24 protein-coding genes and 1 pseudogene are annotated in these 26,791 nt (G+C 58.1%); 16 read left to right on the top strand and 9 right to left on the bottom strand.

The window, feature by feature from the left end; all coding sequences use genetic code 11:
* The first annotated feature begins 278 nt into the window (after positions 1–278).
* The gene (locus GMO_RS04960) at positions 279–2,096 is read left to right on the top strand and encodes a cation:proton antiporter (protein ID WP_008851215.1); all 1,818 of its coding nucleotides are present in this window, start codon (positions 279–281) and stop codon (positions 2,094–2,096) included.
* Positions 2,097–2,102: 6 nt separating this feature from the next.
* Here GMO_RS04960 and GMO_RS04965 read toward each other — a convergent pair whose 3' ends face one another.
* Positions 2,103–2,612: a L,D-transpeptidase family protein gene (locus tag GMO_RS04965; RefSeq protein ID WP_040508274.1), complete on the bottom strand. Its 510-nt coding sequence runs from the start codon at positions 2,610–2,612 to the stop codon at positions 2,103–2,105.
* A 156-nt stretch (positions 2,613–2,768) separates the two neighbouring features.
* Here GMO_RS04965 and GMO_RS04970 point away from each other — a divergent pair, with 156 nt between their 5' ends.
* Positions 2,769–3,503 (top strand): response regulator transcription factor, encoded by a 735-nt coding sequence (locus GMO_RS04970; RefSeq protein ID WP_040508442.1) that lies wholly within the window; start codon positions 2,769–2,771, stop codon positions 3,501–3,503.
* Positions 3,504–3,536: 33 nt separating this feature from the next.
* On the opposite strand, the gene GMO_RS04975 is transcribed toward GMO_RS04970, so the two are convergent.
* Positions 3,537–4,334 carry an exodeoxyribonuclease III gene (locus GMO_RS04975; RefSeq protein WP_040508277.1) on the bottom strand — a complete coding sequence of 266 codons (798 nt, stop codon included), beginning with the start codon at positions 4,332–4,334 and terminating at the stop codon, positions 3,537–3,539.
* An 80-nt stretch (positions 4,335–4,414) separates the two neighbouring features.
* Here GMO_RS04975 and GMO_RS04980 point away from each other — a divergent pair, with 80 nt between their 5' ends.
* From GMO_RS04980 to GMO_RS04995, 4 genes are all read left to right on the top strand, one after another.
* The gene (locus GMO_RS04980) at positions 4,415–5,422 is read left to right on the top strand and encodes a dipeptidase (protein ID WP_008851219.1); all 1,008 of its coding nucleotides are present in this window, start codon (positions 4,415–4,417) and stop codon (positions 5,420–5,422) included.
* Between the two features lie 315 nt (positions 5,423–5,737).
* A complete protein-coding gene (gene uvrC / locus GMO_RS04985) occupies positions 5,738–7,675 on the top strand; it encodes an excinuclease ABC subunit UvrC (protein WP_008851220.1) in 1,938 nt (645 codons plus the stop codon).
* Positions 7,676–7,766: 91 nt separating this feature from the next.
* Positions 7,767–8,369: a CDP-diacylglycerol--glycerol-3-phosphate 3-phosphatidyltransferase gene (gene pgsA / locus GMO_RS04990; protein WP_008851221.1), complete on the top strand. Its 603-nt coding sequence runs from the start codon at positions 7,767–7,769 to the stop codon at positions 8,367–8,369.
* A gap of 101 nt (positions 8,370–8,470) precedes the next feature.
* Entirely contained in the window at positions 8,471–9,076 is a 606-nt protein-coding gene (locus GMO_RS04995; protein WP_040508280.1) for a hypothetical protein, read from the top strand.
* Positions 9,077–9,115: 39 nt separating this feature from the next.
* On the opposite strand, the gene lexA is transcribed toward GMO_RS04995, so the two are convergent.
* Positions 9,116–9,829 (bottom strand): transcriptional repressor LexA, encoded by a 714-nt coding sequence (lexA, locus tag GMO_RS05000; protein ID WP_008851223.1) that lies wholly within the window; start codon positions 9,827–9,829, stop codon positions 9,116–9,118.
* A 308-nt stretch (positions 9,830–10,137) separates the two neighbouring features.
* Between lexA and rpmG the strand changes: the two genes are divergently transcribed.
* Positions 10,138–10,305, top strand: a complete 168-nt coding sequence (gene rpmG / locus GMO_RS05005) for a 50S ribosomal protein L33 (protein ID WP_008851224.1) — start codon at positions 10,138–10,140, stop codon at positions 10,303–10,305.
* Positions 10,306–10,403: 98 nt separating this feature from the next.
* Here rpmG and GMO_RS05010 read toward each other — a convergent pair whose 3' ends face one another.
* On the bottom strand, positions 10,404–10,733 hold the full coding sequence (locus tag GMO_RS05010) for an FtsB family cell division protein (RefSeq protein ID WP_008851225.1): 330 nt from the start codon (positions 10,731–10,733) through the stop codon (positions 10,404–10,406).
* Positions 10,734–10,901: 168 nt separating this feature from the next.
* Entirely contained in the window at positions 10,902–12,179 is a 1,278-nt protein-coding gene (gene eno / locus GMO_RS05015) for a phosphopyruvate hydratase (protein WP_008851226.1), read from the bottom strand.
* A 103-nt stretch (positions 12,180–12,282) separates the two neighbouring features.
* Between eno and GMO_RS05020 the strand changes: the two genes are divergently transcribed.
* Complete coding sequence (locus GMO_RS05020) at positions 12,283–12,771, top strand: DUF3429 domain-containing protein (RefSeq protein WP_008851227.1); 489 nt, start codon at positions 12,283–12,285, stop codon at positions 12,769–12,771.
* Here GMO_RS05020 and kdsA read toward each other — a convergent pair.
* The 4 genes and pseudogenes from kdsA to tpiA all read right to left on the bottom strand — a co-directional run bounded on the left by kdsA (position 12,756) and on the right by tpiA (position 16,829).
* Entirely contained in the window at positions 12,756–13,583 is an 828-nt protein-coding gene (gene kdsA / locus GMO_RS05025) for a 3-deoxy-8-phosphooctulonate synthase (RefSeq protein ID WP_008851228.1), read from the bottom strand. The two genes, GMO_RS05020 and kdsA, sit on opposite strands and share 16 nt — an antisense overlap.
* Complete coding sequence (locus GMO_RS05030) at positions 13,580–15,214, bottom strand: CTP synthase (protein ID WP_008851229.1); 1,635 nt, start codon at positions 15,212–15,214, stop codon at positions 13,580–13,582. The genes kdsA and GMO_RS05030 overlap by 4 nt, the downstream gene beginning before the upstream one ends.
* Positions 15,215–15,665: 451 nt before the next feature.
* Positions 15,666–16,041, bottom strand: a pseudogene (secG, locus tag GMO_RS05035) (preprotein translocase subunit SecG); the annotation flags it as partial.
* Positions 16,038–16,829, bottom strand: coding sequence for a triose-phosphate isomerase (gene tpiA, locus GMO_RS05040; RefSeq protein ID WP_408734793.1), 792 nt, complete (start codon positions 16,827–16,829; stop codon positions 16,038–16,040). The gene tpiA and the pseudogene secG, both read right to left, overlap by 4 nt.
* On the opposite strand from tpiA, the gene GMO_RS05045 reads away from it, so the two are divergent.
* From GMO_RS05045 to GMO_RS05080, 8 genes are all read left to right on the top strand, one after another.
* Positions 16,829–18,946, top strand: a complete 2,118-nt coding sequence (locus GMO_RS05045; RefSeq protein WP_245528440.1) for a peptidylprolyl isomerase — start codon at positions 16,829–16,831, stop codon at positions 18,944–18,946. The genes tpiA and GMO_RS05045 overlap by 1 nt on opposite strands.
* Complete coding sequence (gene trpE, locus GMO_RS05050; protein WP_008851233.1) at positions 18,946–20,358, top strand: anthranilate synthase component I; 1,413 nt, start codon at positions 18,946–18,948, stop codon at positions 20,356–20,358. The genes GMO_RS05045 and trpE overlap by 1 nt, the downstream gene beginning before the upstream one ends.
* A 48-nt stretch (positions 20,359–20,406) precedes the next feature.
* A complete protein-coding gene (locus tag GMO_RS05055) occupies positions 20,407–21,003 on the top strand; it encodes an anthranilate synthase component II (protein ID WP_008851234.1) in 597 nt (198 codons plus the stop codon).
* A 2-nt stretch (positions 21,004–21,005) separates the two neighbouring features.
* The gene (trpD, locus tag GMO_RS05060) at positions 21,006–22,085 is read left to right on the top strand and encodes an anthranilate phosphoribosyltransferase (protein WP_008851235.1); all 1,080 of its coding nucleotides are present in this window, start codon (positions 21,006–21,008) and stop codon (positions 22,083–22,085) included.
* Positions 22,082–23,008 (top strand): indole-3-glycerol phosphate synthase TrpC, encoded by a 927-nt coding sequence (gene trpC / locus GMO_RS05065; RefSeq protein WP_040508283.1) that lies wholly within the window; start codon positions 22,082–22,084, stop codon positions 23,006–23,008. Before trpD ends, trpC begins: the two co-directional genes overlap by 4 nt.
* Positions 23,009–23,164: 156 nt before the next feature.
* Positions 23,165–24,169, top strand: a complete 1,005-nt coding sequence (gene pdhA, locus GMO_RS05070) for a pyruvate dehydrogenase (acetyl-transferring) E1 component subunit alpha (protein WP_040508284.1) — start codon at positions 23,165–23,167, stop codon at positions 24,167–24,169.
* A gap of 5 nt (positions 24,170–24,174) precedes the next feature.
* Positions 24,175–25,542 (top strand): pyruvate dehydrogenase complex E1 component subunit beta, encoded by a 1,368-nt coding sequence (locus GMO_RS05075; protein WP_008851238.1) that lies wholly within the window; start codon positions 24,175–24,177, stop codon positions 25,540–25,542.
* A gap of 6 nt (positions 25,543–25,548) precedes the next feature.
* A complete protein-coding gene (locus tag GMO_RS05080; protein ID WP_008851239.1) occupies positions 25,549–26,790 on the top strand; it encodes a pyruvate dehydrogenase complex dihydrolipoamide acetyltransferase in 1,242 nt (413 codons plus the stop codon).
* The last annotated feature ends 1 nt before the right edge of the window (position 26,791 follow it).

Genomic DNA, 26,791 nt, shown 5'->3' on the forward strand with positions numbered 1-26,791 from the left:
TGCATCGCTATCCACAGGCGTCACGTCCCCGACATGGTTCCGCCGGATCCGGTTCATCCGGTTTCTGTCAGTTCCAGCGTCGCGGCAGAAGCAGCATTCCTTCCGTTTTGCAGATGCAGGATGGGAATCCTTCAGTTTTCTGCGACAGATATGAATACCAAGCGGTCACGGGGGACACTTGGCCGGTTCTCTGGCAGGATAACGTTCCTCCTGTTAGTGACAGTCTGTAATTAAAAGCCCGCGATATTCTGCCAGTGTGGAGGTTGTGCCAGACCCATATGAAGTATGACATCCTTATCGGTATCGCCTCCACATTCGGGGCTGGAATGGTGGCTCAATGGACAGCTTGGCGGTTCAAGCTGCCAGCCATTGTGCTGCTTTTCACGCTTGGGCTGATTTTTGGTCCAGGGCTCGGCATCCTGCATCCATCAGAGACGATGGGGTGGGTTTTCCGGCCGCTGGTTTCGCTTCTTGTTGCGCTGGTCGTTTTCGAAGGCGGAATGGCACTGGATATCCGCCAGCTTCGGGAAGCTGGGGAAGGCGTGGCGCGCCTGACCATGGTGGCGCTTCCCATCAACTGGATTCTCGGGTCGCTGGCCGCACATTATGTCGCGCATCTGGAATGGGGACCGTCACTCCTGTTTGGCGCGATCATCGTTGTTACCGGACCGACGGTCGTCCTGCCGCTTCTGCGCAGCGCCAAGCTCGAACCGCGTATTGCGGCTTTCCTGCGATGGGAAGCCATCGTCAATGATCCCCTTGGCGCCATTCTGGCCGCCGTGGTCCTGCAGTTGATGATGCTGCATGTGGATCTGCATACTCATGTGCTGTTCACGCATACCCTGCCGGATCTCCTCGCCGCGGTCAGCACATCCATCGCTGCGGGTATTCTTCCCGCCTACCTGCTGCGCTATCTCTTCACGCGGGATCTGATGCCCGAAATCCTGAAGATGCCGGTCCTGACCTCCATGGCGTTGGTGATCTTTTCGGCCTGCAATCTGGAGATGGGCGGAGCGGGGCTGGTGGCTGTCACCATTTTCGGGATGGCGCTGACCAATCTTCACATTCCCGGCGTTACGGAACTGCGGCGGATGAAGGAATCACTGGTTGTTCTGGTGGTTTCCATCCTGTTTATCCTTCTGACGGCAGACCTTCACCGGAGTGTTCTCGAGCGGCTGTCCATCCGCATCATCGTCCTGACTGCCGTCGTGCTTCTGGTGGTCCGCCCTGTGGGAATTTATCTTTCCACCATTAATACAAACATGTCGTGGAAGGAGCGGCTGTTCATGGGGTGGATCGCGCCGCGCGGCATTGTTGCCGCCGCGGTTGCCGGTGAGGCGGGACTGGGCCTGAAGGAAGCGGGATATCAGTCTGCCGACCTAATCATGCCGGCGGTTTTCGCAGTCATCGCCGCGACCATGATCCTTCATGGTTTTTCGCTTCGCCCGCTGGCCCGGGCGCTTGGTCTGACCCTCTCAAACGATCCGGCCATCGTTATCCTTGGCGCCAGTACTTGGTCCATCAATTTCGCAGACTGTCTGCATCGCGAGAACGTCCCGGTGCTGCTGGTGGACAACCGGTCGACTGCCCTAGGACCTGCCGTGCGGCTTGGCATTCCCGTTTTCCGCGCGGAACTTCTGTCACAATACGGACAGGAATCCCTTGAAGAACGGCCGGCCGACTATCTGATCGCGACGACAGGCGATGGCATTTACAATGGAATGGTATGCGGTCATCTGGCGCCGACCATGGGACGCCAGCGCGTTTATCAGATCAGTCCCGGCGTTGCCCGGCTTGATTTCTATCATGGGCTTTCACGGGATGCCCGCGGCAAGGTGCTGGGAGAACCGGCGTGGAATTATACGCTTTTCTCCACGCTTTTCGATCAGGGATGGCGTTTTGTTGCGACCAAGGCGACAGAGCAGAACGCCGCCAGCTTTGGTACGGATGAAAACCGCCTTGATATCCTGGTGGTCCGCAGAGGGCAGAACATTTTCATCCGTTCCGCCGAAGATAATGACAAGGTGATACCCGTGCCGGGTGACATCATGATTTCCATGAAGCCACCCGTCTCGGTTGAGCAGGAAGCCCGCTAGGCTACATCAGGGTTTTTCAACAGTGATCGTCGTCAAGCCCTGTGCAAGAAGCTGCCGCAGGGCTTTTTCCTCGACGGCGATACATCCTTCGGTCGCGCCTGTCAGAGAGGGCAGGTGCAGGAAAATGGCGGAGCCACGTCCCGACTCCGGTGGCGTATCATTCCATCCCAGTACGACACAGAGGTCGTAAAGCCTATCATCCCGCCACATTTTTTCGCAGGAGGCCGGATGCGGAAGGGTGACGGGCCGGTTGTAATCTTCAGACGCCGGATCATCGCACCATCCATCTGTCGGGGCGATGGGTTCAATGGGCAAGGCAGCCCCCATAACGGGTCGGGACACACGATCGGCCCGGTAAAGGACGCGTCGCAAGGGCAGCTCCCCGACCGGCGTGGCATGATCGCCTTCACGTTTGTCAAGTCGCAGGCCTCCGGAACCCACCATTGCCGGAATGATGAGGTCCCTGAAGCGCAGGGAACAGCCATTTTCCTGACGCTTCAAAATAGCTTTAATCATTAGGCTGTTTTCTTTTCATGAAGGACTTGTCATAGTCCGTGATACGAGAGTACCGCTTTCTTGAACGGGAAAGCGGGATCGGATGCGTGTTTTGTAACGCGAACGCATGCGGATGTGACGTTTTTTCCGCACAAAACAGACAAGACAGGTTTCGATATGGCAGGTCCCCGCCCCATCCTGGTAGTCGATGATGACGATACCCTTCGCCGTCTCCTCGCAGAGCAGCTTCAGCATGGCGGCGAACTGGAGGCGGTTGAGGCTACATCCGTCGCACAGGCTCGCGAATTGCTCGACAAACCTGGCGCCCGATATGACGCCATGCTGCTGGATATCACCCTTCCGGATGGAGACGGACGCGATTTCTGCGCCGAGCTGCGCCGCAAGGGGGTAAGAATGCCCATCATCATCCTGACCGGGTCGGATGATGAAAGTGACGTGGTGCGCGGTCTGGACGCGGGCGCGAATGACTATGTCGCCAAGCCCTTCCGCATTGGTGAACTGCTGGCCCGGCTGCGGGCGCAGCTTCGGATTTTCGAGAACAGTGAAGATGCTGTCTTCGAGATCGGTCCATACGCGTTCCGTCCCTCTGCCAAGCTTCTCATCGAGACGGCACGCAACCGTCGTATCCGGCTGACGGAGAAGGAAGCGGCCATTCTGAAATACCTCTACCGTGCCGGGCAACGGCCTGTTGCGCGGCAGGTGCTTCTGAACGAGGTCTGGGGTTACAACGCCGCCGTGACCACCCATACGCTGGAAACCCATATCTACCGCCTTCGCCAGAAGATCGAACCCGATCCCAGCAAGACATCCCTGCTGATCACGGAAGGCGGCGGATATCGTCTTGACCCCGAAGGGCGGGGTGTCGGCTTCTCCGATCCTCTTTCAGCCTGAACTTCCACACAGACTGAAAGACCGGCCTGAATTTCAGGCCGGATCCAGATCGAGAATGACGGGGACATGGTCTGAAGGACTGTCCCAGTCCCGCACATCTTTGCGGACCCTGATGTCTCGCAGGGCGTGCATGAGGTCCGGGGTCAGCCAGACGTGATCTAGGCGGCGTCCCCGGTTCGACTTTTTCCAGTCCCGGTTGCGGTAGGACCACCACGTGTAAAGCTTTTCGGATTCAGGCGTGATGTGACGCATGGCATCTTGGAAACCGGCAGCGAGCCATGCTTTCAGGCCGTCTGTTTCAAGCGGCGTGTGGCTGACGATTTTTAGAAGCTGTCTGTGACTCCAGACATCATGTTCCAGCGGAGCGATATTCAGATCACCGACCAGAACGCTGCGGGCCGGGGGCGTGGCCGTGAACCACTGTGTCGCTTCATCCACGAAGGCAAGTTTATGCGCGAACTTGTCATTGAGATCCGGATCCGGAATGTCGCCGCCTGCAGGTACGTAGAAATCATGCAGCAGGATCGGGCCGGTTGGTGTTTCTACGGTTGCGGCAATATGGCGGCAGTCATTGCGACTGCACCAGTCTGGCACGTTTTCCATTGTTTTCAGCGGATGGCGCGACAGGATGGCGACACCATTATAGCCTTTCATTCCCCGGTAGAGCTGGTACGGAAAACCGATTTCTTTCAGGGCTTCAGCCGGAAAGAGAGGATCCGGGACTTTCGTTTCCTGAAGACAGACGATGTCCGGGTTTTCTTCCTCGACAAGGCGCTGGAGCACTGGCAGCCGAAGCCGAAGGGAATTGATATTCCATGTAATTAGACGCATTCCGTCTGGATCTCCTGAATTCCCCGCTTTGGCAAGAACCTCTTGCACCCACGCGGTTATCATCCGATCTAGGACAGATCATGAACGATCTTCATAACTCCCTCCTGACATTCGATACTCATATTGATATTCCTTGGCCCGATCAGGGCGATGCCTGGTCTGCGGAAGCGGAACGGCAGGTCAATATCCCGAAAACCCGTCAGGGTGGCTTGGGAGCTGTCTGTCTAGCGGCTTACATTCCGCAGGGACAGCGGGATGACGCCAGTCATGATGCGGCATGGCAGCGTGTTCGTGAGATGCTTACTGTCATCAATGCCATGGAAGGGGAGCAGAACGGCCAACGGGCACGGATCTGCCGGACCGCCCGGGACGTGCGTCAGGCGAGGGCGGACAATGCGCTCGCCATCGTCCCTGCCATTGAGAACGGCCATGCGCTGGGAGGTGTTCCGGAACGCCTCGGGCAACTCGCACGGGCGTATGGTGTGCGTTACATGACGCTGACCCATAACGGGCACAACGCCCTGGCTGATGCTGCAATTCCCCGCAAGGATCTTCAGGATGACCCTGCCCTGCATGACGGGCTTTCCGCTCTCGGGCAGCAGACAATCCGGGAGATGAACCGTCATGGTGTCTTGGTGGATGTTTCACATGCCGCCAAATCCACAATGATGCAGGCATCGGAGTTGTCGAGGACGCCTGTTTTTGCCAGTCACTCCTGTGCACGGGCGTTGTGCGATCATCCACGCAATCTGGATGATGAACAGCTGGACCGACTGAAGGAGACGGGCGGGCTGATCCAGGTGACAGCCATGGGGTCGTTTCTGAAAAAAGGTGGCGGTGGGACGCTGGATGATCTCGTCAGACATGTCACCTACATCGCCAATCGCATTGGCGTGGAGCATGTCGGAATTTCGTCGGATTTCGATGGCGGTGGCGGCATTGATGGATGGAGAGACGCTACGGAAACTTCCAACGTCACGGCTGCGCTGCAGAAGGCAGGTTTCAGTCCAGATGAGATTTCCGCCATCTGGGGTGGTAATATGCTGCGCCTTCTGGAGCGTGCCGAGCAGGCCATGGAACAGGACTGAACCGCAGATCTTTTTCCGTGTTGAAATATCTGAAAAGAGAACATAACAGGATCAGTCAGACGAAAAAGAAACCGTTTTTTCCACCAGGGTCATGATGAAGGCTGTCAAGCGCATTCAGAGTGACTCAACACAATGGCCGTTATGGCAAAATATAGCTCAGTAAAAGTGGTAAGCCATTCTTTTCAATGGCTTACCGGATGTGATTAAAATTTGGGCAATCTGATGGCACAGCCGGGAAACCGGGCTCTTCATGATTCTGTCATGTAGCAACCCACAGAGTTGTCCACAGTATCGGTGGATGACTGAAGAAGCAGTATGAGCGACCTCCCGAACAATCCATCTCCCGATTTGAACAGGCCTTCCGAAGCAGTTGTTCCCGCAGTAAAAAAGCAGGGCGTTGACGCTATCAGGGAAGCCCTGAAGACCATTCCCTACAGCCCTGGCGTGTATCGCATGCTGGGTGCCAAAGGAGAGGTCCTGTATGTGGGTAAGGCGCTCAGCCTGAAGAAGCGCGTCTCGTCCTATACGCGGCTGAACCAGCTTCCTGAACGCATCAGACGCATGGTTTCCCTGACGACCTCCATGGAGATCGTCATTACGAGAACCGAAGCGGATGCCCTGCTTCTCGAGGCAAATTACATCAAGCGGATGAAGCCCCGCTTCAACATCCTGTTGCGGGACGACAAGAGTTACCCCTGGCTCATGCTGACGGAGAGCCATGATTTTCCCCAGATCACGAAACAGCGTGGCAAGCCGGTCAAGGGCGCTACCTACTGGGGGCCTTTCGCTTCGGCTTGGGCAGTCAACCAGACGCTCAATCTTGTGCAGCGCAGTTTTCTGCTGCGCTCCTGTTCCGACGCCGTATTGCAGAGCCGGACACGGCCATGTCTGCTGTATCAGATCAAGCGGTGCTCGGCGCCATGCGTGGATCGGATTTCCAAAGATGATTACGCTGCGCTGACCCTTCAGGCGAAGCAGTTCCTGTCAGGAAAGAACACGGAGCTTCAGCAGGAACTGGCTCAGGAGATGGAAAAGGCATCCGCGGCCATGGAATATGAGCGTGCCGCGGCCATCCGGGATCGTATTCGCGGTTTTGCTGGAATCCAGAACTCTGGCACCATCAATCCATCCTCGATCGATGATGCGGATGTGGTGGCCATCTGGCAGGAAGCCGGCCACACCTGCATTCAGGTCTTCTTCATCCGCGCGAGCCGGAACAACGGCAACCGGGCCTTCTATCCGGTTCATGACGAAGACGAGACCGTGGCGGATGTTCTGTCCGCTTTTCTGATCCAGTTTTACGACAACAAACCGCCTCCGCCGTCGATACTGGTCAATTGTGAACTGCCGGAACAGAAGCTGGTGGAAGAGGCGCTGGCCATCAAACGGGGTCAGAAAGTGGACATTTTCCGGCCACAGCGCGGCGAGAAGAAAGAGGTCGTTGATCACGCCGCCCTGAACGCGCGGGAAGCTCTTGAACGTAAGCTGGCTGAAAATGCCGGCCAGAAAAAACTTCTTGAAGGCGTGGCCAAGATCCTGAATCTGCCGGCGCCTCCCAAGCGGATTGAGACCTATGACAACTCCCACATCATGGGTCAGGCACCTTATGGCGTGATGGTGGTCGGCGGTCCCGAGGGTTTCGAAAAGCGCGCCTACCGCAAATACGCGATCAAGGGGCCTGTCACGCCAGGGGATGATTTCGGCATGATGCGTGAAGTCATGGAACGCCGTTTTGGCAAACGGACGGACAAGGATGAACGGCCTGAAGACTGGCCCGATCTGCTACTGATTGATGGTGGGTTAGGGCAGTTCAATGCTGTGCGTACCGTACTGGCCGAGCTTGGCGTGACGGATATTCCCATCGTGGCCATTGCCAAGGGACCGGACAGGGATGCGGGCCGGGAGTGGTTCTTCACCGAGACCCAGCCACCGTTTCAGCTGCCGCCCCGTGACCCGGTACTCTATTATCTGCAGCGACTGCGGGACGAGGCGCATCGCTTCGCCATCACCACGCACAGGACGGGGCGTTCAAAGGCACTGCGCAAATCAGAACTGGATGATGTCCCTGGAATCGGGGGCGCGCGCAAAAAGGCGCTCCTCAATCACTTTGGTTCAGCAAAAAGTGTCCGGCAGGCGAGCCTTGAGGAACTGGAGGGTGCACCGGGGATCAGTTCAGGAACCGCAAAGGCCATTTACGGTCATTTTCATCCGGAATGGGCCCATCGTCTCGCATCCCCGGACCGTCACCCATAAGGCACGGTCCGGGCCTCATACGAAAAATACACAGCCGGTAGATGGTTTGGCACATACCGACGAATGAAAAACTGTTCTAGACTGAGTCGCGATGCTGACTGATCTGCCAAATGTTCTGACGCTTCTGCGTATTGCGTCCATTCCACTTCTGGTGGCGCTGCTGGCGTTTCATTCGCCCGTGGCGAATGTCATCGCCTGTCTGATTTATACGGCAGCCTGCATCACGGACTATCTGGATGGCGCCTTGGCGCGGCGCTGGCATCAGCTTTCCGAGCTTGGTCGCATGATGGATCCCATTGCTGACAAGCTGCTTGTCGGAGCGCTGCTGCTCGCACTGGCCGGGCTGACGCATCTTCCGCTTTTTTCGCTCTATGCCGCCATCATCATCATGCTGCGGGAAATACTCGTCAGCGGCCTTAGGGAATACATGGCGTCCCAGCGCGAAACGCTGCCTTCCACACGGCTGGCAAAATGGAAAACCGGCATCCAGATGGTTGCCATAGGCTTCCTGATAGGGGGCGACGGTGCGGCCGATATGCTGGGTCTTTCCTTTCTGCCTGCTACCATGATCGGTGGTGGGCTTCTCTGGATTTCTGTTATTCCTACCGTCATTACAGGCTGGGCCTATCTGACGAAGGGCCTGTCCCGCATGATGTCGACCCAGACCCGTAATTCGTCAAACATTGTCTCCTGAACAATAAACTTGGCAGAATGTCTTCTGCGGGTCAGTCTCTGTCTGGCGCTCAGGAAGAAGGACCGCTAAAGATTACAGAGTATACCTTTTGGGAGTAAGAAATGCGGAAGGCCGCTCTGCTGGCACTACCTCTCGCTCTGAGCGGCTGTTCAGGCATGGGCAAGTTCTTTCAGGATACATTTCTGTGGACCGCACTGGATAATCCCAATGGTCCTCACGGAGACAGCGAAAATATTCGCCGCGCCCGGGGGGAAACAGCCTCGGAAGTGCCTATTTTCCCTGAGAAAGGTAATATCTGGCCTGGGACGCCCCAGCCTCTGCCAACCCTCAAGGACGTGGAAAATCCCAACAGCACGTTCAATCATGCCCTTGGTGATCCCGCGACCTATTTTGGCGGTGCAGCGCTGGATGAAAATTTCATGGGCGGTATTGGAAACAAGGGTGCTCTCGGGGCCAATGGTCCGCAGCTTCAGTCCGGTGGTAGCTTGTCTATCGGTGAGAGTTCGGACACACATCACGGCGTCATGCAGGACAAAAGCCGCGTGATCCCGACGCTACCATCGGCTGTCCCCGATAATGCCGGTCGTTTCCTGAGTAAAAACCCGACCAAAACCATCCTGATCCCGAATGGAGATGGAACCAGTACATTGATTGCGCCTGACGGAAGCGTAAAGGTTGTGCGGGGCGTTCCGTCTCTTCCTAAATGAAATGACAGGATGCCCCGGGAAACCAGAAGGGACGAACCTCTAGTACTGACGGAAAAGTCCGACCAAGCGTCCTTGAATACGGACACGCTCAGCCGGGAAAATGCGTGTTTCGTAGTTCCGGTTGGCGGCTTCAAGAGCGACCGTGTCGCCACGCCGGCGCAGCTTTTTCAGAGTGACTTCCTGCCCGTCAATCAGGGCGACGATGATCTGTCCGTTTTCGGCGGTTTCACCACGACGGATGATCGCAACGTCATTATCGAGAATTCCGGCATCAATCATGGAATCTCCCGCAACCACCAGCGCATAATGTTCGCCCGTTCCCAGCAGAGACGTCGGAACCTGAATCGTCGTGTTCTCTTCGGAAAATGCTTCGATCGGCAGGCCGGCGGCGATACGCCCATAAAGTGGTAGCGTCACCAGATCAGTGCGCTCGGCAGGATGGGTGTCTGCAAATGTTCCCTGAAGATCCCGCGCTTCATCCTCGGAAGCAGGGGCGATGAAGGGAAGAACAGTACCCGACCGGGTATCGTCTTCTCCTCGGGAGGGAAGGCGCAGAACCTCCAGCGCGCGGGCTCGGTGATGATGGCGACGAAGAAAGCCACGCTCTTCCAGAGCGGAAATCAGGCGGTGGATACCCGATTTTGAGCGCAGCTCCAGAGCATCTTTCATTTCATCGAAAGAGGGAGAATAACCGGTGCGACGAAGGTGATCGTCAATAAACAGCAGAAGTTGGTGCTGTTTGCGGGTCAGCATGCAGGCGCTCCCATGCGCCTCGATAGAGGCATGTCTGGAAAATTATGACGCATTCCGAAAAGGCTTACGTCTCCACTTTGTTCTTTATAGGTTCCCATCTGTTCGACCGCAAGGACAGAGAATGGAGACTGCACATCAAAGCGATGTGACAAAATGCCATTTCTTTCAAAAAAATGCTTGGGAGAGGTGATTTTCTGCGGAAAGCCTTGACCTGAGACAGACAAAACAGCATGTTGCGCCGAATATAGATCAATCTGCTGCTTCGAAACCTGCGAGCGGCATCAGGACGGCGCAAGCCCGAGGGTATCATGGCAAAGAGCAACGTTATTCAGATCCGTCTCGTTTCTTCGGCTGACACAGGCTACTTCTACGTTACGAAGAAGAATGCCCGCTCCGCCACGGGCAAGATGGAAGTTCGCAAGTATGATCCGGTTGCACGCAAGCACGTCGTGTTCCGTGAAGCAAAGATCAAGTAAGGGCTTGGTAAAGCCTCTTACTAAAAAAGGCGGCTTTTCAGCCGCCTTTTTTATTGCCTGTCATACCAGTTCACTGGAGAGGGCAGGCAGAAATATTTTCAGAACAGTTTGTCGTGCGCGCCGTAGGGGACTACCAGATCGCCTTTGCGGGTCAGATTCATCATGGCCCGCGCGCGTTCGTCCAGCATATCGGCATCAAGAGCCTTTTCCTTAAGTGCCAGGACACGACGGTGCCAGACTGTCTGTTCGTCCTTGGCATCCTGTTCAGCCTGGATGGCCTGCTGCTGAAGCTGCGTCTGCTCCTGATAGGCGCGAATACCATGCGCTCCGTGCAGGGCATTCCAGCCAAAATAAACAGTCAGGGACAGGAAAAGGGCAGGGGGAGCGACAGCGCGAACGGCACGTTTGATAAGTCGGATGACTGTCATGTTCGGCGAAGGCTCCCAATCGGCTGTTCGGTCCATAACTTACAGGGCGGAAAGACGGCGGAACAATGATCCTTCTCAAGGAAGACAGTCTAAAGCCTGAAACAAAAATTCCCCTGTGACCTAAAGGCCACAGAGGAATCTGGGAGCTGCTTCCGGTATCCTGAAAACTCAGTTTTTCAGGATACTACGGCCTGCATACCGCGCGGCACTACCAAGCTGCTGCTCAATGCGAATCAACTGATTGTACTTTGCCGTCCGGTCAGAACGGGACAGGGAACCCGTCTTGATCTGTCCGCAATTGGTCGCAACCGCTAGGTCGGCGATAATTGAATCTTCGGTCTCACCTGAACGATGGCTCATGACGCTGGCATATCCAGCCTTATGAGCCGTCTCGACCGCCTCAAGGGTCTCAGTCAGGGTCCCGATCTGGTTGACTTTCACCAGTAGGGCGTTGCCGGTTCCGCTCTTGATGCCACGGCGCAGGCGCTGCGGGTTAGTGACGAACAGATCGTCCCCGACAAGCTGAAGCTTTCCACCCAGACGCTTCGTAAGTTCTGCCCAGCCTTCCCAGTCATCTTCCGCGAGGCCGTCCTCAATGGAGAAGATCGGGTAACGAGCTGCCAGATCCTCAAGATAGGAAATCATCCCGGAGGCGTCGAAATCCTTCCCTTCGCCTTTCAGGTTGTAGCGACCGTCGCTGTAGAATTCGGTCGCCGCGCAATCGAGAGCAAAGGTCACGTCTTCACCCAGACGGTATCCGGCGGCCTCAACGGACTTGGAGATAAATCCGAGGGCTTCGTCTGCGGATTTGAGGTTGGGTGCAAATCCGCCTTCGTCTCCTACGTTCGTGTTGTATCCGGCGGCAGCCAGACCCTTCTTGAGGCGTGCAAAGATTTCAGAGCCCATGCGAATGGCATCGGCCACCGTCGGCGCACCAACAGGCTGGATCATGAATTCCTGAATGTCGATCGGGTTGTCAGCATGTTCACCGCCATTCACGATGTTCATCATCGGAACAGGCAGCAGATGGGCATAGGTTCCCCCGACGTAACGGTAAACCGGCAGTTCCAGCTCTTCGGCCGTCGCCTTTGCGACAGCGAGTGAGACGCCAAGGATGGCATTTGCACCCAGACGGGACTTGTTGGGCGTTCCGTCCAGATCGATCATCGCATTGTCGATGGCGATCTGATCCTCGGACTCAGCGCCCTGAAGGATTTCCAGAATGTCGTTTTCAACATGGCTGCAGGCCTTGAGGACGCCCTTACCGTTGTAACGGGATGCATCTCCGTCACGCAGTTCAACAGCTTCATGAGCGCCAGTGGACGCTCCGGAAGGGACAGCCGCGCGGCCGCGGGCACCAGACGACAGCTCGACCTCGACCTCGACGGTCGGATTGCCACGGCTGTCCAGGATTTCGCGGGCGGTGATATCAACAATGGCGCTCAATGAAAGCTCTCCTGGATATGCTTGAACCGGATTGGCTCAGGACCATTCGAAATGGAACACTCAGTTCAAGTCTCAAAATCACGTCACAAGGTCAATCGACGACATGCGCCTTCCTTTCCTTGCTTTCATACTCGGTCTTGCTGGGCTAGTCCCTTTCGGGCTTCTGGGCGGCTGGATTTTTCTTGCGGGACTGTTCACGCCCTTGCCGCACCTGACAGTCATTCTACTGGCTTACGGTGCCTGTATCATGTCTTTTCTGGGGGCCGTCCACTGGGGACTTGCCATGGAGCGGCCTGATATCATCACGATTGACGGAACATCCACCCGCGACCGTCAGCGTCTGCTTTTCGGAGTCTGTCCGGCTCTATGGGCCTGGCTGAGCCTGTGTATCGGACTGCTGGGCAACACGCGGGCCGGATATGGACTGGAAGCGCTGGGATTCATCATCATTTTCGCTGGTGAGCGCGCAGCTTGGCGGAAGGGGGCCCTGCCACCAGGCTATCTGCCCTTACGCACTGTCCTGACGGCGGGGGCGGTTCTCAGTCTTGCCCTAGCGGCTCTTGCCCCTGCGAGCGGTTACGAAGCGCTGTAGGATTTAGCCAGACCGTCAAATGCCTTCAAACGCGTCAGAAGGCCGCGCATCTGTGAAAGGGGCACCATGGTCGGTCCATCACTTGGCGCGTTATCGGGGTCCTGATGCGTCTCGATGAATACGGCACTAACACCAATGGATGCAGCTGCGCGAGCTAGCGGTTCCACGAACTCGCGCTGTCCGCCCGTTGCGGCTCCCAGCCCTCCGGGCTGCTGGACGGAATGAGTCGCATCAAAAACAACCGGATATCCCGTTTGCGCCATGATGGGCAGGCCCCGCATGTCACTGACCAGCGTGTTGTATCCAAAACTGGTTCCACGATCGCAGAGCAGGATGCGGTCATTGCCCGTAGAGGCAATCTTGGCCGCAACGTTCTTCATGTCCCAGGGGGCGAGGAACTGTCCCTTCTTGACGTTGATGGCCTTGCCTGTCCGGCCGGCAGCTAGCAGCAGATCGGTCTGGCGGCAGAGGAATGCCGGGATCTGAAGAACGTCTACGGCTTCCGCGGCAATGGCGCACTGCTCCGGAGTGTGAACATCCGTCAGGACCGGAATATCGAAACGTTCCCGGATCCCGGCCAGAATCTCCAGTCCCTTATCCATGCCGATCCCACGGGCGGCATGGACCGAACTGCGATTCGCCTTGTCGTAGCTGCTTTTGTAGATCAGGCCGATCCCGATTTCGCGACAGAGGGTAGACAGGGCATCCGCCATCTCCACCGCATGCTGGGCCGATTCGATCTGGCATGGTCCGCTGATCAGAACGAAAGGCCTGTCCTGACCGATATCCAGTTCACCGACCCGAACGTTCATCGCGTTTCTTCCTTCTGGCGGACAGCTGCTCCGATCAGTCCGGCAAACAGCGGGTGGGGATCGAACGGTTTGGAAAGCAGTTCAGGATGGTACTGGACGCCAATAAACCAGGGGTGATCCGGATATTCCACGACCTCGGGCAGCACGCCGTCCGGTGACATGCCGGAGAAGATCATGCCGGTCTTTTCCAGCTGGTCCCTGTAATGGACGTTCACTTCCCAACGGTGTCGGTGCCGTTCGCGGATCTCGGTCTGACCATAGACTTCTGCTACGCGAGAGCCGGGTTTCAGCTTGGCCGGAAACGCACCGAGACGCATGGTTCCACCAAGGTCCCCGCCTTCACGGCGGCGCATCAGTTCATCGCCCCGGGCCCATTCCGTCATCAGGCCGACCAGAGGTTCATCCGTGGGGCCGAATTCCGTCGAGGATGCCTTGGGCAGGCCGGCGAGCGAGCGGGCACATTCGATGACCGCCATCTGCATGCCGAAGCAGATCCCGAGGAAAGGAATGTTATGCTCGCGCGCATATTTTACAGCCTGGATCTTGCCTTCGGCACCGCGTTCACCGAATCCGCCGGGAACAAGGATGGCATCCGCGTCTTTCAGACGTTTCTCCAGATCCCCGTTCTTTTCGAACTCTTCCGATTCGATCCAGTCCAGCTTCACGCGGACATTATTCGCAATCCCGCCATGCAGCAGGGCTTCAGCCAGCGATTTATAGCTATCCAGAAGAGCCGTGTATTTACCGACAACGGCGACACGCACTTCACCATGCGGCTCGCGAATCGCCTTGACGATCTTTTCCCAGCGGGAAAGGTCCGGACGGCTTTCGAAAGGAAGACCGAAGTACCGGAGGACTTCCTGATCCATACCTTCGTTGTGATAGGAAATGGGGCAGGCGTAGATCGTGTCCACGTCCAGTGCCGCAATAACGGCCTCCGGACGGACATTACAGAAATTCGCGATCTTCCCGCGCTCGGTTGCCGGAATCGGACGGTCGGAGCGACACAGCAGCATCTGCGGCTGGATGCCGACGTTCTGGAGTTCCTTGACGGAATGCTGGGTCGGCTTGGTTTTCAGTTCGCCAGCGGCCGGAATGTAGGGCAGGAGCGTGAGATGAATGCACATTGTCTGGTTATGTCCCAGATCATTGCGCAACTGCCGGATCGCTTCGAGGAAAGGCAGACTTTCAATGTCGCCAACCGTTCCGCCGATCTCAACCAGCACGAAATCATATCCGTCCGTCGCTGAGACGACGACATCCTTGATGGCGTCCGTGATGTGCGGAATGACCTGAACGGTCCCACCCAGATAATCGCCACGACGTTCCCGGGCGATGACATCCGAATAGATGCGTCCGGTCGTAGTGTTATCGGCACGGCTGGCGTGAACGCCTGTGAAGCGCTCATAGTGTCCGAGATCGAGGTCGGTTTCCGCCCCGTCATCGGTAATGAACACTTCGCCATGCTGATACGGGCTCATCGTGCCCGGATCCACATTGAGATAGGGGTCCAGCTTGCGCATGCGGACCTTGTAGCCACGCGCCTGGAGAAGAGCCGCAAGAGCCGCCGAAGCAATGCCCTTGCCGAGAGAGGATACCACACCGCCGGTGATGAATACGAACCGCGTCATGGGCGGTCTTCATACACCGAAGGTGGGGCTGAGGGGAAGCGGAGAGAATGCTCTCCGCTCAACTTCAGTGAGATGCGCTGTCCGTATGCGTGGTGGCACGTACGTGATGACGGCGGTGATGAACTGTGTGAGCGGTCTTCGGCGCAGTATGGGCGGGCTGCTGGACCTGATCTTCCGCCTTGCCCTGTACCGGCGTGGAAGGAGACGCGCTCGGGTTTGACGGAGCAGTCTGATCCGGATGCTGGACGGGTGCCGTCGTGGTGGACGGTGTCGTCTGCTGGACGGAATGTCCGTTGCCTTCCGGTACGCTCTGAGCCGGTGCCGATGGCCCAGGGACCGGTACCACGCTCGGCGCTGTCTGGGCAGGAGGCTGCATTGGCGCTGTCTGCGGGGCGGGCTGTGCAGGAGACTCGGCGGAGGGGACTGCCTGCGAGGGAGATTGTGCTGGAGCAGGAGCTGCCGGGACGGCAGGTGCAGTCTGCTCGGAATGCGGGACGGTAGCCGGCGTCGGCGCTGCTGTCTGGGCGGAAGTGGGGGCCGGAGCGGCAACAGGAGCCGGCGGCTGGGCCAGGATGTCGTGACCACCGACGCCGGAAGACGCACCGCGGTTCAGGACGGCCAGAACAAGGCACAGCAGCATGAAAGATGCTGGCCAGAACCGCGGTGGCGCGCGTGAGGAGTGTGGCCGTCCCGCGACCGGTCATGAAGGAACCCATGCCTTGGCCACTCCCGATGCCAAGGCCGCCGCCTTCGCTACGCTGGATCAGGATCACACCGATCAGCGCGAGGGTGACCAGCATGTTGATGGCGAGCAGGAGAGTGGTCATGAACGATAGGGTCCGGACAGTGGTTGGGACGTCAGGCGGAGCGAGGCGGCTTCGGCAATGCGCAGGAAGCTTTTCGCTTCCAGGCTGGCACTGCCCACCAGCACTCCTCCCAGCGATCCTATGGAAAGAATTGTCGGCGCCTGGGCCGGTGTTACGGAGCCGCCATACAGGATTGGCACGCGAATGTCATCTGTCTTGAGCCGGGACTGCAACAGTCCGTGAATGAGAGCGAGAGTTCTCTCAAGCTCGTCAGGGGGCGGAACGATGCCACTTCCAATGGCCCAGACCGGCTCGTAGGCGAGTGCCCCCTGAAAGTTGTCGGTCAGGGATCCCTCGATCTGGGCGGCCAGTGCGGTTACAGCCCGGCCCTGATGACGCTCCTCCTGGGTTTCGCCCACGCAGACAATGGGAATCAGGCCGGCTGCCTCGGCTGCTTCCACTTTCCTGCGAATCAGGGCGTTTGTCTCGTGATGCGCCATCCGGCGTTCGGAATGGCCGAGAATGACATATTGCACACCAAGATCAGCCAGCATCTCGGCTGAAATATCACCCGTATGCGGACCGGAGGAGGTTGTATGGCAGTCCTGCGCGCCCAGTCTGAGCGGTGACTCCGGCCCTTGGGCGCTGATGATGCCATGGACACATCCGATCTGCGTGAATGGGGGACACAGAACAAGCAAGACATCGTCAGGAAGGGACTGGGCACCCTCCGCCACGGCGCGCGCCAGCGCGGCCGACTGCGCCCTCAGACCGTGCATTTTCCAGTTTCCGACCACGAGTTTGGGCAATGAGTACACTGTTCCTCCTCCCGGCCCTGTGCCGGCGACGCCATGATGACCAGAACGCCCGGACAGGGGGCGCAATCCTCTGGTTCTGGTCAAGCCGTCCTCACGACATTATGGTGCCGCGAGTTCTAGCGGTCCTCCTGTGTCCGCGCCATCCCGCCATTCGGATCCGTCCTGACCCTATGATTACAACGCTGCGCCATCTCTTAGTTGACTCCTGGGCCGGTCGCGCGGCCGCGCTCCTGATCTTTCTGGCTTTCATCGGGTGGGGCGTCGGAGACGTCTACTCCAACATGGGCACGGCCGGCTCCAATGCCGTCGTGACCGTGGGGGACCGCACCGTCACGCCAGAGGATTTCAGCCGTGCCCTGACGGGAGAGCTCGCGGCTGTGGCCCAGCAGATCGGTCTGTCAGACCCCTCGAAACTTCCCGCATCGGACAGGGATCAGGCCGCTCGCCAGACGCTTCAAAACCTCGTGATTCAGAACGAGACACAGCTTGCTGCCGCCCGTTCGGGCATGGTTGTGCCAGACGAACTGATCCGGCAGGAAGTGTTCGCCATTCCGGCTTTCCACAATGCAGCAGGACAGTTTGACCGCGCCTTGCTGAACCAGCGTCTGGCGCGCATTGGCCTCTCTGAGGGGCGTCTGCTGCAGGTCATCCGCGAGGACATCACGTCGCGCGCGCTGCTTCAGGGGATGGGTGAAAGCGTTCAGGCTCCGAAAAGCCTGGCGGACCGTCTGTTCGCCTTCAATGCCAGCCAGCGCGTCTTCGACGTCTTGCGTGTTCCCTTCGCGGATGGCGCCGCACCCGCGGCACCGACGGATGCACAGCTTCACCGGTATTATGACAATCACCCGCAGGATTTCCGCACCCCGGAATACCGTCATGCCAAAATGGTCATCATGACGGCTGACAGCGTGGCCAAGACGATCGAGGTTCCGGATGACGTATTGCACAAGCTGTATGGTTTCCAGGCCCGGACCTACAACATGCCGGAAACCCGGACGCTGCAGGTCATGACGTTCCAGGACCGGGGTCAGGCTGACGCCGCAGCGACCGCATGGAAAGGTGGCAAGTCGTGGGATGCGCTCAAACAGCAGTATCCCAATGCCGCGGCTGTTTCCCTTCCGGGCGCGCGCCAGTCCGATATCCCGAACCCCGAACTGGCCAAGGCGGCATTTGAAGCGCCTGCCAACCGGATTGTAGGTCCGGTACAATCCGTCATGGGCTGGCTCGTCTTTGACGTCACGGATGTCATTGCGCCTCACACGACCACTTTCGAGCAGGCACGGTCAGACCTGATCGCCCAGGTTCAGAAGCAGGAAGCGCCCCAGGCTCTTCAGGCCCGCACGAAGCAACTTCAGGATGCGGTGGCGGGTTCCACGACGCTGGAACAGATCCCATCCAATCTTGGAGCCATGCCAGCGGCAGGAACACTGGATGCGCAGGGAATGACCCAGGACAATCTTCCTGCGCCCATTCCGGGAAGCGCGGCCCTGCGTCAGGATATTGTCCAGCATGTTTTCTCCCAGACGAAGGGAGCGCAGCCGACAGTGACGACAGGACCGGACGGAAGCGTTTACGCCATTCTTGTGGATGATGTTCACCCCGGTGCACGCAAGCCGTTCGACAGCGTCCGTGAACAGGTTTCGCAGGCATGGACCGCGGAGCAGAAGAAGCATGCGGCCGACACCCGCACCACTGCGCTGTTTAGTGCTGCCAAGAATGCCTCGCTTCAGAAGGCGCTCGCCAGCCAGCCGGAAGCCAGCGGTCTGCGCAGGGATATTACGGTGTCCCGCATTCATCCAGATCAGAGCCTGCCGGAGAACGTCCTTCGTGGTGTTTATGCGCTCAAGCTGGGGACCACGGGAATGTATGAAAGCCCGGATGCTTTCTGGCTCGTGAACGTAACCGGAGAGAAAGCTGCAACTGCGGCAGACGTCCAGACCCAGGCCATGCGCGGACAGCTAGACAAGCAGTATGTCGGCTCAATGCGCTCGGACGTGCCTCTGGCGCTGAACGCATCCCTCGAAAAGGTGACGCCGCCGTCGCGGATTAACATGAACCTTTACAATCAGGTTGTATCTGCCAGCGCCACTGCAGGCGGGGGGCAGTAATGAGCGTCATCTACAGCACGGAAGCCGCGGATCTTCTGACGCCGGTTTCTGCCTATATCCGTCTGACGGCACTAGCTGAGGGATCTTACCGCTTCCTGTTTGAAAGCGTGGAGGGTGGCGCTGCGCGCGGCCGGTATTCCGTGATCGCCCTTCTGCCGGATCTTGTCTGGAAATGCCGCAATGGACAGGTCTTTGTGGATGGCGTGCCGCGTGAGGAAGCACCGCTGGATACGCTGAACGCCATCATCCGTGACAGCCAGATGGACCTGCCTGTAGGTCTGCCGCCCATGATCGGCGGGGTGTTTGGCGTTCTGGGCTACGATATGGTCCGGCAAATGGAGTTTTTGCCCAATCCACCGGTCAATGACCTGGACCTGCCGGAAGGAATCATGATTCGTCCGCAGCTTTTTGCGGTTTTCGATTCTGTTCGTGACGAACTGACACTGGCCATTCCGCTTCGGAATGGCATGACGGATGAGAAGGCGCAGGCACTTCTGCAGAAAGCGCGTGATGTCCTGAGCGCTCCGCTGCCACCCAGTCATGAAACCTTGCCCGCAGGGACCGAACTGTCACCCCCTGCCTCGAACATGAGCCAGCGGCAGTTCGAGGATAATATCCGCAATGCACAGGCTTATATTGCGGCCGGGGACGCCTTCCAGATCGTTCCGAGCCAGCGCTTCACCACGCCTTTTCCGTTGTCTCCGCTGGCGCTGTATCGCAGTCTGCGCCGTATCAATCCCGCTCCCTTCCTCTTCCTGATGGAGCTGGAGGATTATGCGCTGGTGGGATCTTCACCCGAGATTCTTGTTCGTCTGCGGGACGGGGAGATAACGGTGCGTCCGCTGGCTGGCACGCGACCACGGGGAAAAGACCGTGAGCATGATCTTGCCCTTGAGAAAGAACTTCTGGCTGACCAGAAGGAACTGGCTGAACATCTGATGCTGATCGACCTGGGGCGCAATGACGTGGGGCGTGTTTCCCAGCTGGGAAGCGTGCAGGTGCCTGAACGCTTCGTCATCGAGCGCTACAGTCATGTCATGCATATTTCCTCGACGGTCACGGGCAGGATCAGGCCGGAGAAGACGGCGATGGATGCGCTGGTTGCGGCCTTTCCGGCCGGAACCCTGACTGGCGCGCCGAAGATCCGGGCCATGGAAATCATCGATGAACTAGAACCGACACGACGCGGCCCGTATTCCGGCTGCGTGGGGTATTTTGGGGCGGATGGCGAGATGGATACATGTATCGGATTGCGCATGGCCGTCCTGAAAGACGGACAGATGTATGTTCAGGCTGGATGTGGGGTTGTAGCTGACAGCAACCCTACTGCTGAATTCGAGGAGACCCGGGCAAAGGCGAGGGCGCTTTTCCGTGCGGCGGAGGTCGCCGTCTCGAATGCGGCAAAAGCGTGACACAATGATGTATTTGACGTGGCGGAGCGTGGAGGCCATGCTGCAGAGATGATCCTGCTCATCGACAACTATGACAGCTTCACCTTCAATATCGTCCACCATCTTGGCGCGCTGGGGGTGGAATGCGATGTCCGCCGTAATGACGCTCTGACGGCTCAGGAGGCTCTGGATCTCAAACCATCTGCCATCGTGATTTCTCCCGGACCCTGTGCGCCGGATGACGCTGGCATCTGCTGTGATCTGATCCGAGAAGCCGCTGGACGGGTTCCAGTGCTGGGAATCTGTCTGGGGCATCAGGCCATTGGTCAGGTCTTCGGCGCGAAGGTCATCCGGGCTCCTGTTCCCATGCATGGCAAGATCAGCGCCGTGGAACACGACGGGACGGGCGTGTTCGCGGGTCTGCCCGATCCGGTGGATGTCGTGCGGTATCACAGCCTGACCCTTGAACCCGACAGCATCCCCGAAGACCTGGTCGTCAATGCCAGGACGCAGGATGGCGTCATCATGGGAGTCAGACACCGCGAGCATCCCGTTCACGGTGTACAGTTTCACCCGGAAAGCATTGCTTCCAAAGGCGGGCGCGAGTTGCTCGGGAATTTTCTGCAGATCGCCGGAATCGAAATCCGCGCAATTCAGGCTGCCTGACCATGGCCGAGACTTTCGGCGCGCTGCTGCATAAGGTTGTGTCCGGCTCTCCCCTGACGGAAGAAGAGGCGCAGCTTGCCTTTTCCTGTATCATGGCGGGGGAAACGGACCCGGTTCAGCTTGGCGCCTTCCTGTCGGCACTGAAAGTCCGGGGCGAGACGACCGCTGAACTGACAGGCGCCGTCAAGGCCGTCCGAAGCTACATGACGGTTCTGCCTTATGCTCCTGAAGGAGCAATTGACGTCTGCGGGACAGGCGGAGACGGGCTGGGAACGCTCAATGTCTCCACAGCGGTGGCCTTTGTGCTGGCAGGACTGGGTGTGCCGGTCGCCAAGCATGGCAACCGGGCTGCTTCCTCGATGTCCGGTGCAACGGATGTGCTGGAGAAGCTGGGAATTCCTCCCAACCCTGATGCGGAATTCCAGGCACGCTGTCTGACGGAAGACCATCTGGCATTCCTGTCCGCCCCCCATCATCACCCCGCCCTGAAGCATGCCACGTCCGTAAGGCGGACCCTCGGTTTCCGCACGCTTTTCAATCTGCTGGGTCCGCTGTGTAATCCTGCGCAGGTTCACCGCCAGTTGATCGGTGTGTTTGACGGACAGTGGTGCCTTCCGGTTGCCCGGACACTCGGGCAACTCGGAAGCGCGTGTGTCTGGGCCGTTCATGGCACGACCGATCTGAGTGGCAGTGATGAACTGACCCTTGCCGGTCCGGCCACCATCGCCGCATGGGAAGATGGGAAACTGTTCTCTCTGACATTTGATCCCCAAAGCGCCGGCTTTCCATCCCGGCCCATTTCCGCCATCCGTGGGGATGATCCCCAGACCAATGCAGAGGCGCTTCTGGCCTTTCTGGATGGCGCGGATGGCGCTTATCGTGAGACCGTTCTTCTCAATGCTGCTGCTGCCCTCCATGTTGCAGGACGTGGCAATGTCGTGAAAGAGGGGCGTATTGATCCCCAGGCTTTCCGACGCAATGCAGCCATGGCTGCCCGTTCCATTGATGACGGACTGGCCCGTACAGCGCTTGAACGTGCGCGCCAGTCCGCCCGGTTCCATAAAGACGCAGGACGATCATGACCCTCATGCCCCATCGACCAGCGATGATGTATTCTCCGGAAAACGGCGAACAGTTCCCCGATCCGGAAGTGCCCGACACGACCACTCCGCCCGTTCAGGACCCTGCGGCGGAAACGGCCGCGGATAAAAGCGATGTTCTGGCCCGGATCTGTGCGCGGACGCGGGTGGACGTCGAGCAACGTTCGCAGATCATGTCCCTCAAGGAAATCACGACACGGGCACGAGAGGTCACGACCCCGACGCGCGGGTTTGGACAGGCACTTCAGCATCTGACGGCAGACCGGCAGGTCGGGTTGATCGCGGAAATCAAGAAAGCCTCTCCATCCGCCGGTATCCTGCGTCCGGATTACGATCCTGTCGCCATTGCCCAGTCCTATCAGGCGGCCGGAGCGACGTGTCTCTCCGTGCTGACGGAGGGTTCCTGTTTTCATGGCAGCACGGAAGATATCCGGGCTGTCCGTGAAGCATGCAGTCTGCCGATCCTGCGCAAGGATTTCATCCTTGATCCGTGGCAGGTTCATGAAAGCCGCCTGATTGGCGCGGACTGTATTCTGCTCATCATGGCCATTCTGACCGAAACGCAGGCAGCGGAACTGATTGCGATTGCCCGTGGTCTGGACATGGACGTACTTGTCGAAGTGCATGACGAAACCGAACTGAACCGGGCCCTTGCGCTGGACAGCTTCCTGATCGGAATCAACAACCGCAATCTTCGTACGCTCAAGACGGATATCCAGACCACGCTGGATCTGGCCCCCATGGTTCCGCCGGACCGGCTGGTCGTCTCGGAAAGCGGTATCCGGACCCAGGATGATCTGCTGAAGGTCGGTGAAGTCGGAGCAAGCGCCGTGCTGGTGGGAGAAAGCCTGCTTCGCGAGCCGGATCCCGGCGTTGCGGCCCGTCATCTTCTGGGTTTCGTCTGACCGCCAGAAGTCAGGAAACAGCCTTCCTGCGTCTCCGGTTTTCATGCTGCCAGGCGCATTGCTTCTTACGGATCTGTAACCGGGTCAGTCTGGTCATCCCGGAAATGTGTCGGTAAGAGCAGGCAGGTTTTTGTGTATCCCCATCAGGAGACCGTCATGGACGAAACACCGTCCGCTGCCAGCCGGAGCAACGGTCCGGCCCTTTCGCCGGAAACAATGAAGCGCGCCTACAGGGATATGCTCCTGATCCGACGCTTCGAGGAAAAGGCCGGGCAACTTTACGGCATGGGTCTGATCGGTGGTTTCTGTCACCTTTATATCGGTCAGGAAGCCGTCGTTGTCGGTATCGGCCTGCACATGAAGGACGGTGACAAGTCCATTACCTCCTATCGTGATCATGGGCAGATGCTGGTCGCGGGCATGACCCCCCGGGGTGTGATGGCGGAACTGACTGGCCGGGCCGGCGGATATTCCCACGGTAAGGGCGGCTCGATGCACATGTTCTCGCGTGAGAAGCATTTCTATGGTGGACACGGAATCGTAGGTGCGCAGGTTTCGCTGGGAACGGGACTGGCTTTTGCCAACAAGTACCGTGGTTCGGATGAAGTCTCGATTGTCTATTTCGGGGAAGGTGCCTCGGCGCAGGGACAGGTTTATGAGAGCTTCAATCTTGCTGCTCTGCACAAACTGCCCTGCATCTATGTGATTGAGAACAACCGCTACGGTATGGGTACTTCCATCGAGCGGGCCTCGGCCTCAAAGGATCTCTCCCGCAATGGTGAGCCCTGGGGCATTCCGAGCCTCAAGGTAGACGGCATGGATCTCTTCGCTGTCCATCAGGCCACACAGGAAGCCATGGATCACTGCCGGTCAGGCAAGGGACCATTCCTGCTGGAAATGGAAACCTATCGCTACAGAGGGCACTCGATGTCCGATCCGGCGAAATACCGGCAGCGTGCAGAAGTTGAGGAAATGCGCCGCACGCGTGACCCGATCGAGACCTTGAAGGCGGAACTGCTGCGTGCCGGAGCTTCTGAAAGCGAGCTCAAGGAGATTGAAACGGACGTGAAAGCCGTCGTGGCAGATGCGGCCGAATTTGCACAGAGCAGCCCGGAACCTGACGCTTCCGAGCTCTGGACTGACATTCTGGTGGAGGCCTGATTTCTATGGCGTCTTTGATTCTGATGCCGGCCCTGTCGCCAACCATGACCGAAGGTACGCTGGCTCGATGGGTTCGCAAGCCGGGTGAACAGGTGAAATCTGGTGACGTCATAGCCGAAATCGAGACCGACAAGGCCACTATGGAAGTGGAAGCAGTGGATGAAGGTGTGATCGGCAGACTTCTTGTGAAAGAAGGTGCCGAGAATATCGCCGTCAACACACCAATCGCCGTGCTTCTGGCCGAGGGAGAAGATCCTTCCGCCGCGGACAATGTGGTTCGCTCTTCTGATCCGAATGTCGGAGCTCCGGTGGCTATCGAGACCCCGAATGACCCGGGTGTTCTTGAGGCCCCGGCCATCCGGAAGGCCGAAGAGGATCGGGACTGGGGCGAAACGAAGGATATTACCGTCCGTGAAGCTCTCCGTGACGCCATGGCGGCTGAACTGCGCCGTGACGAGGATGTCTTCCTGATTGGTGAGGAAGTGGCGCAGTATCAGGGCGCATATAAGATCAGTCAGGGATTGCTTGACGAATTCGGCGAGAAGCGCGTCATTGATACGCCCATCACCGAGCATGGCTTCACCGGCATGGCCGTGGGAGCGGCATTGACGGGACTGAAGCCGATCGTCGAGTTCATGACCATGAACTTCTCGCTCCAGGCGATTGACCACATCATCAATTCGGCCGCCAAGACGCTCTACATGTCCGGGGGGCAGATGGGATGCCCCATCGTGTTCCGGGGTCCGAATGGTGCAGCCGCACGAGTGGGAGCACAGCATTCCCAGTGCTTTGCGAGCTGGTATGCCCATATCCCAGGCATGAAGGTCGTGGCGCCATGGTCTTCCGCTGATGCAAAAGGACTACTGCGGGCGGCGATCCGTGATCCTAATCCGGTCGTCGTGCTGGAAAACGAGATCCTGTACGGGCAGAAATTCCCCTGTCCGGTTGATGAGGACTTCATCCTGCCCATCGGTCGCGCCAAGATCGAACGCGAAGGCAAGGATGTCACGCTGGTGGCCTTCTCCATCATGGTCGGGGTGGCTCTTGAAGCCGCAGCCAGACTGGCGGAAGAGGGGATCGAGGCGGAAGTCATCAACCTGAGAACCCTTCGTCCGCTGGATACCGAAACAATCGTCAATAGTGTGAAGAAGACGAACCGTATCGTTTCCGTCGAGGAAGGCTGGCCAGTGGCTGGAATCGGGGCGGAAATCTGTACGATTGCCGTTGAAGAGGCCTTTGACTGGCTTGATGCACCACCGGCGCGTGTCTACGGGCTTGATGTGCCTCTGCCTTATGCTTCCAATCTTGAAAAACTGGCGCTTCCCAAGCCCGAGTGGGTCGTGGACGCCGTTCGCAAGCAGTTCCGGGACTGATCGTCAATGGCTACCGATATTCTGATGCCGGCCCTGTCGCCGACTATGACCGAAGGCAAACTTGCCCGCTGGCTTAAGGCTGAAGGCGACCGCGTTACAGCCGGTGATGTGATTGCCGAGATCGAAACCGACAAGGCAACCATGGAAGTAGAAGCGGTGGATGAGGGTGTGCTGGGTCGTATCCTGATTCAGGAAGGCGTGGAGAACATTCCCGTCAATACGCCCATCGCCATTCTCGTCGAGGAAGGTGAGGCTGTACCGGACGCTCCTGCACAACCAGGCAGCGTAGCGAAACCGAAAGCCACCGAAACGGTTTCATTCGACGCACCCGCTTCTGCAGGTCCGAAGACTACCAAGTCTGCCGATGCCAGGAATACGGGCGACCGTATTTTCGTTTCGCCGCTAGCCAAGCGGATGGCGCGTGATCGGGGAATTGCTCTGGTATCCCTGACAGGGACCGGTCCCAATGGCCGTATCCTGAAACGTGACGTGGAAAAAGGTCCGGAACAGACTGAGTCCCGGACCGGCTCCATGCCAGCGCTTTCTCAGGCAGCGGAAGAGAAGGTCCGGCGGGTGCCGAACTCCACCATGCGCAAGGTCATTGCGCGACGTCTGACCGAATCTAAGACACAGGTGCCGCACTTCTATGTTTCGGTCGATATCGAGCTCGATGCGCTGCTGGCTCTTCGCTCGAAGCTGAATGCCACCGCAGTAGAAGGCAGTTTCAAGCTTTCCGTCAATGACATGATGATTAAGGCCGTGGCGCTGGCCCTGCGGAAAGTTCCGGGGCTCAATGTTCAGTTCACTGACACCGAAACGCTGCATTTCGAGAACGTGGACATCTCCATGGCCGTCTCCATTCCGGACGGGCTGATCACGCCGATCATTCGCGATGCGGATCGCAAATCCCTGAAGGAAATCAGTGCAACGGCCAAGGATCTGGCCAAGCGTGCCCGGGCTGGCAAACTGAAACCCGAAGAGTTCCAAGGCGGGACCTTCTCGATTTCCAACATGGGAATGTTCGGCGTGCGGGATTTTGCCGCCATCATCAATCCTCCGCAGGCAGGTATCCTTGCCATTGCTTCCGGCGAAAAGAGAGCGGTTGTGAAGGACGGACAACTGGCAATTGCAACTGTCATGACGGCCACGCTTTCCGTTGATCATCGCGCGGTTGATGGCGCCCTTGGTGCGCAGTGGCTCAATGCCCTGCGTGATATCATACAGAACCCTTACACACTGGTGATCTGAT

The organism is Gluconobacter morbifer G707 (assembly GCF_000234355.1).
Taxonomy (GTDB): domain Bacteria; phylum Pseudomonadota; class Alphaproteobacteria; order Acetobacterales; family Acetobacteraceae; genus Gluconobacter; species Gluconobacter morbifer.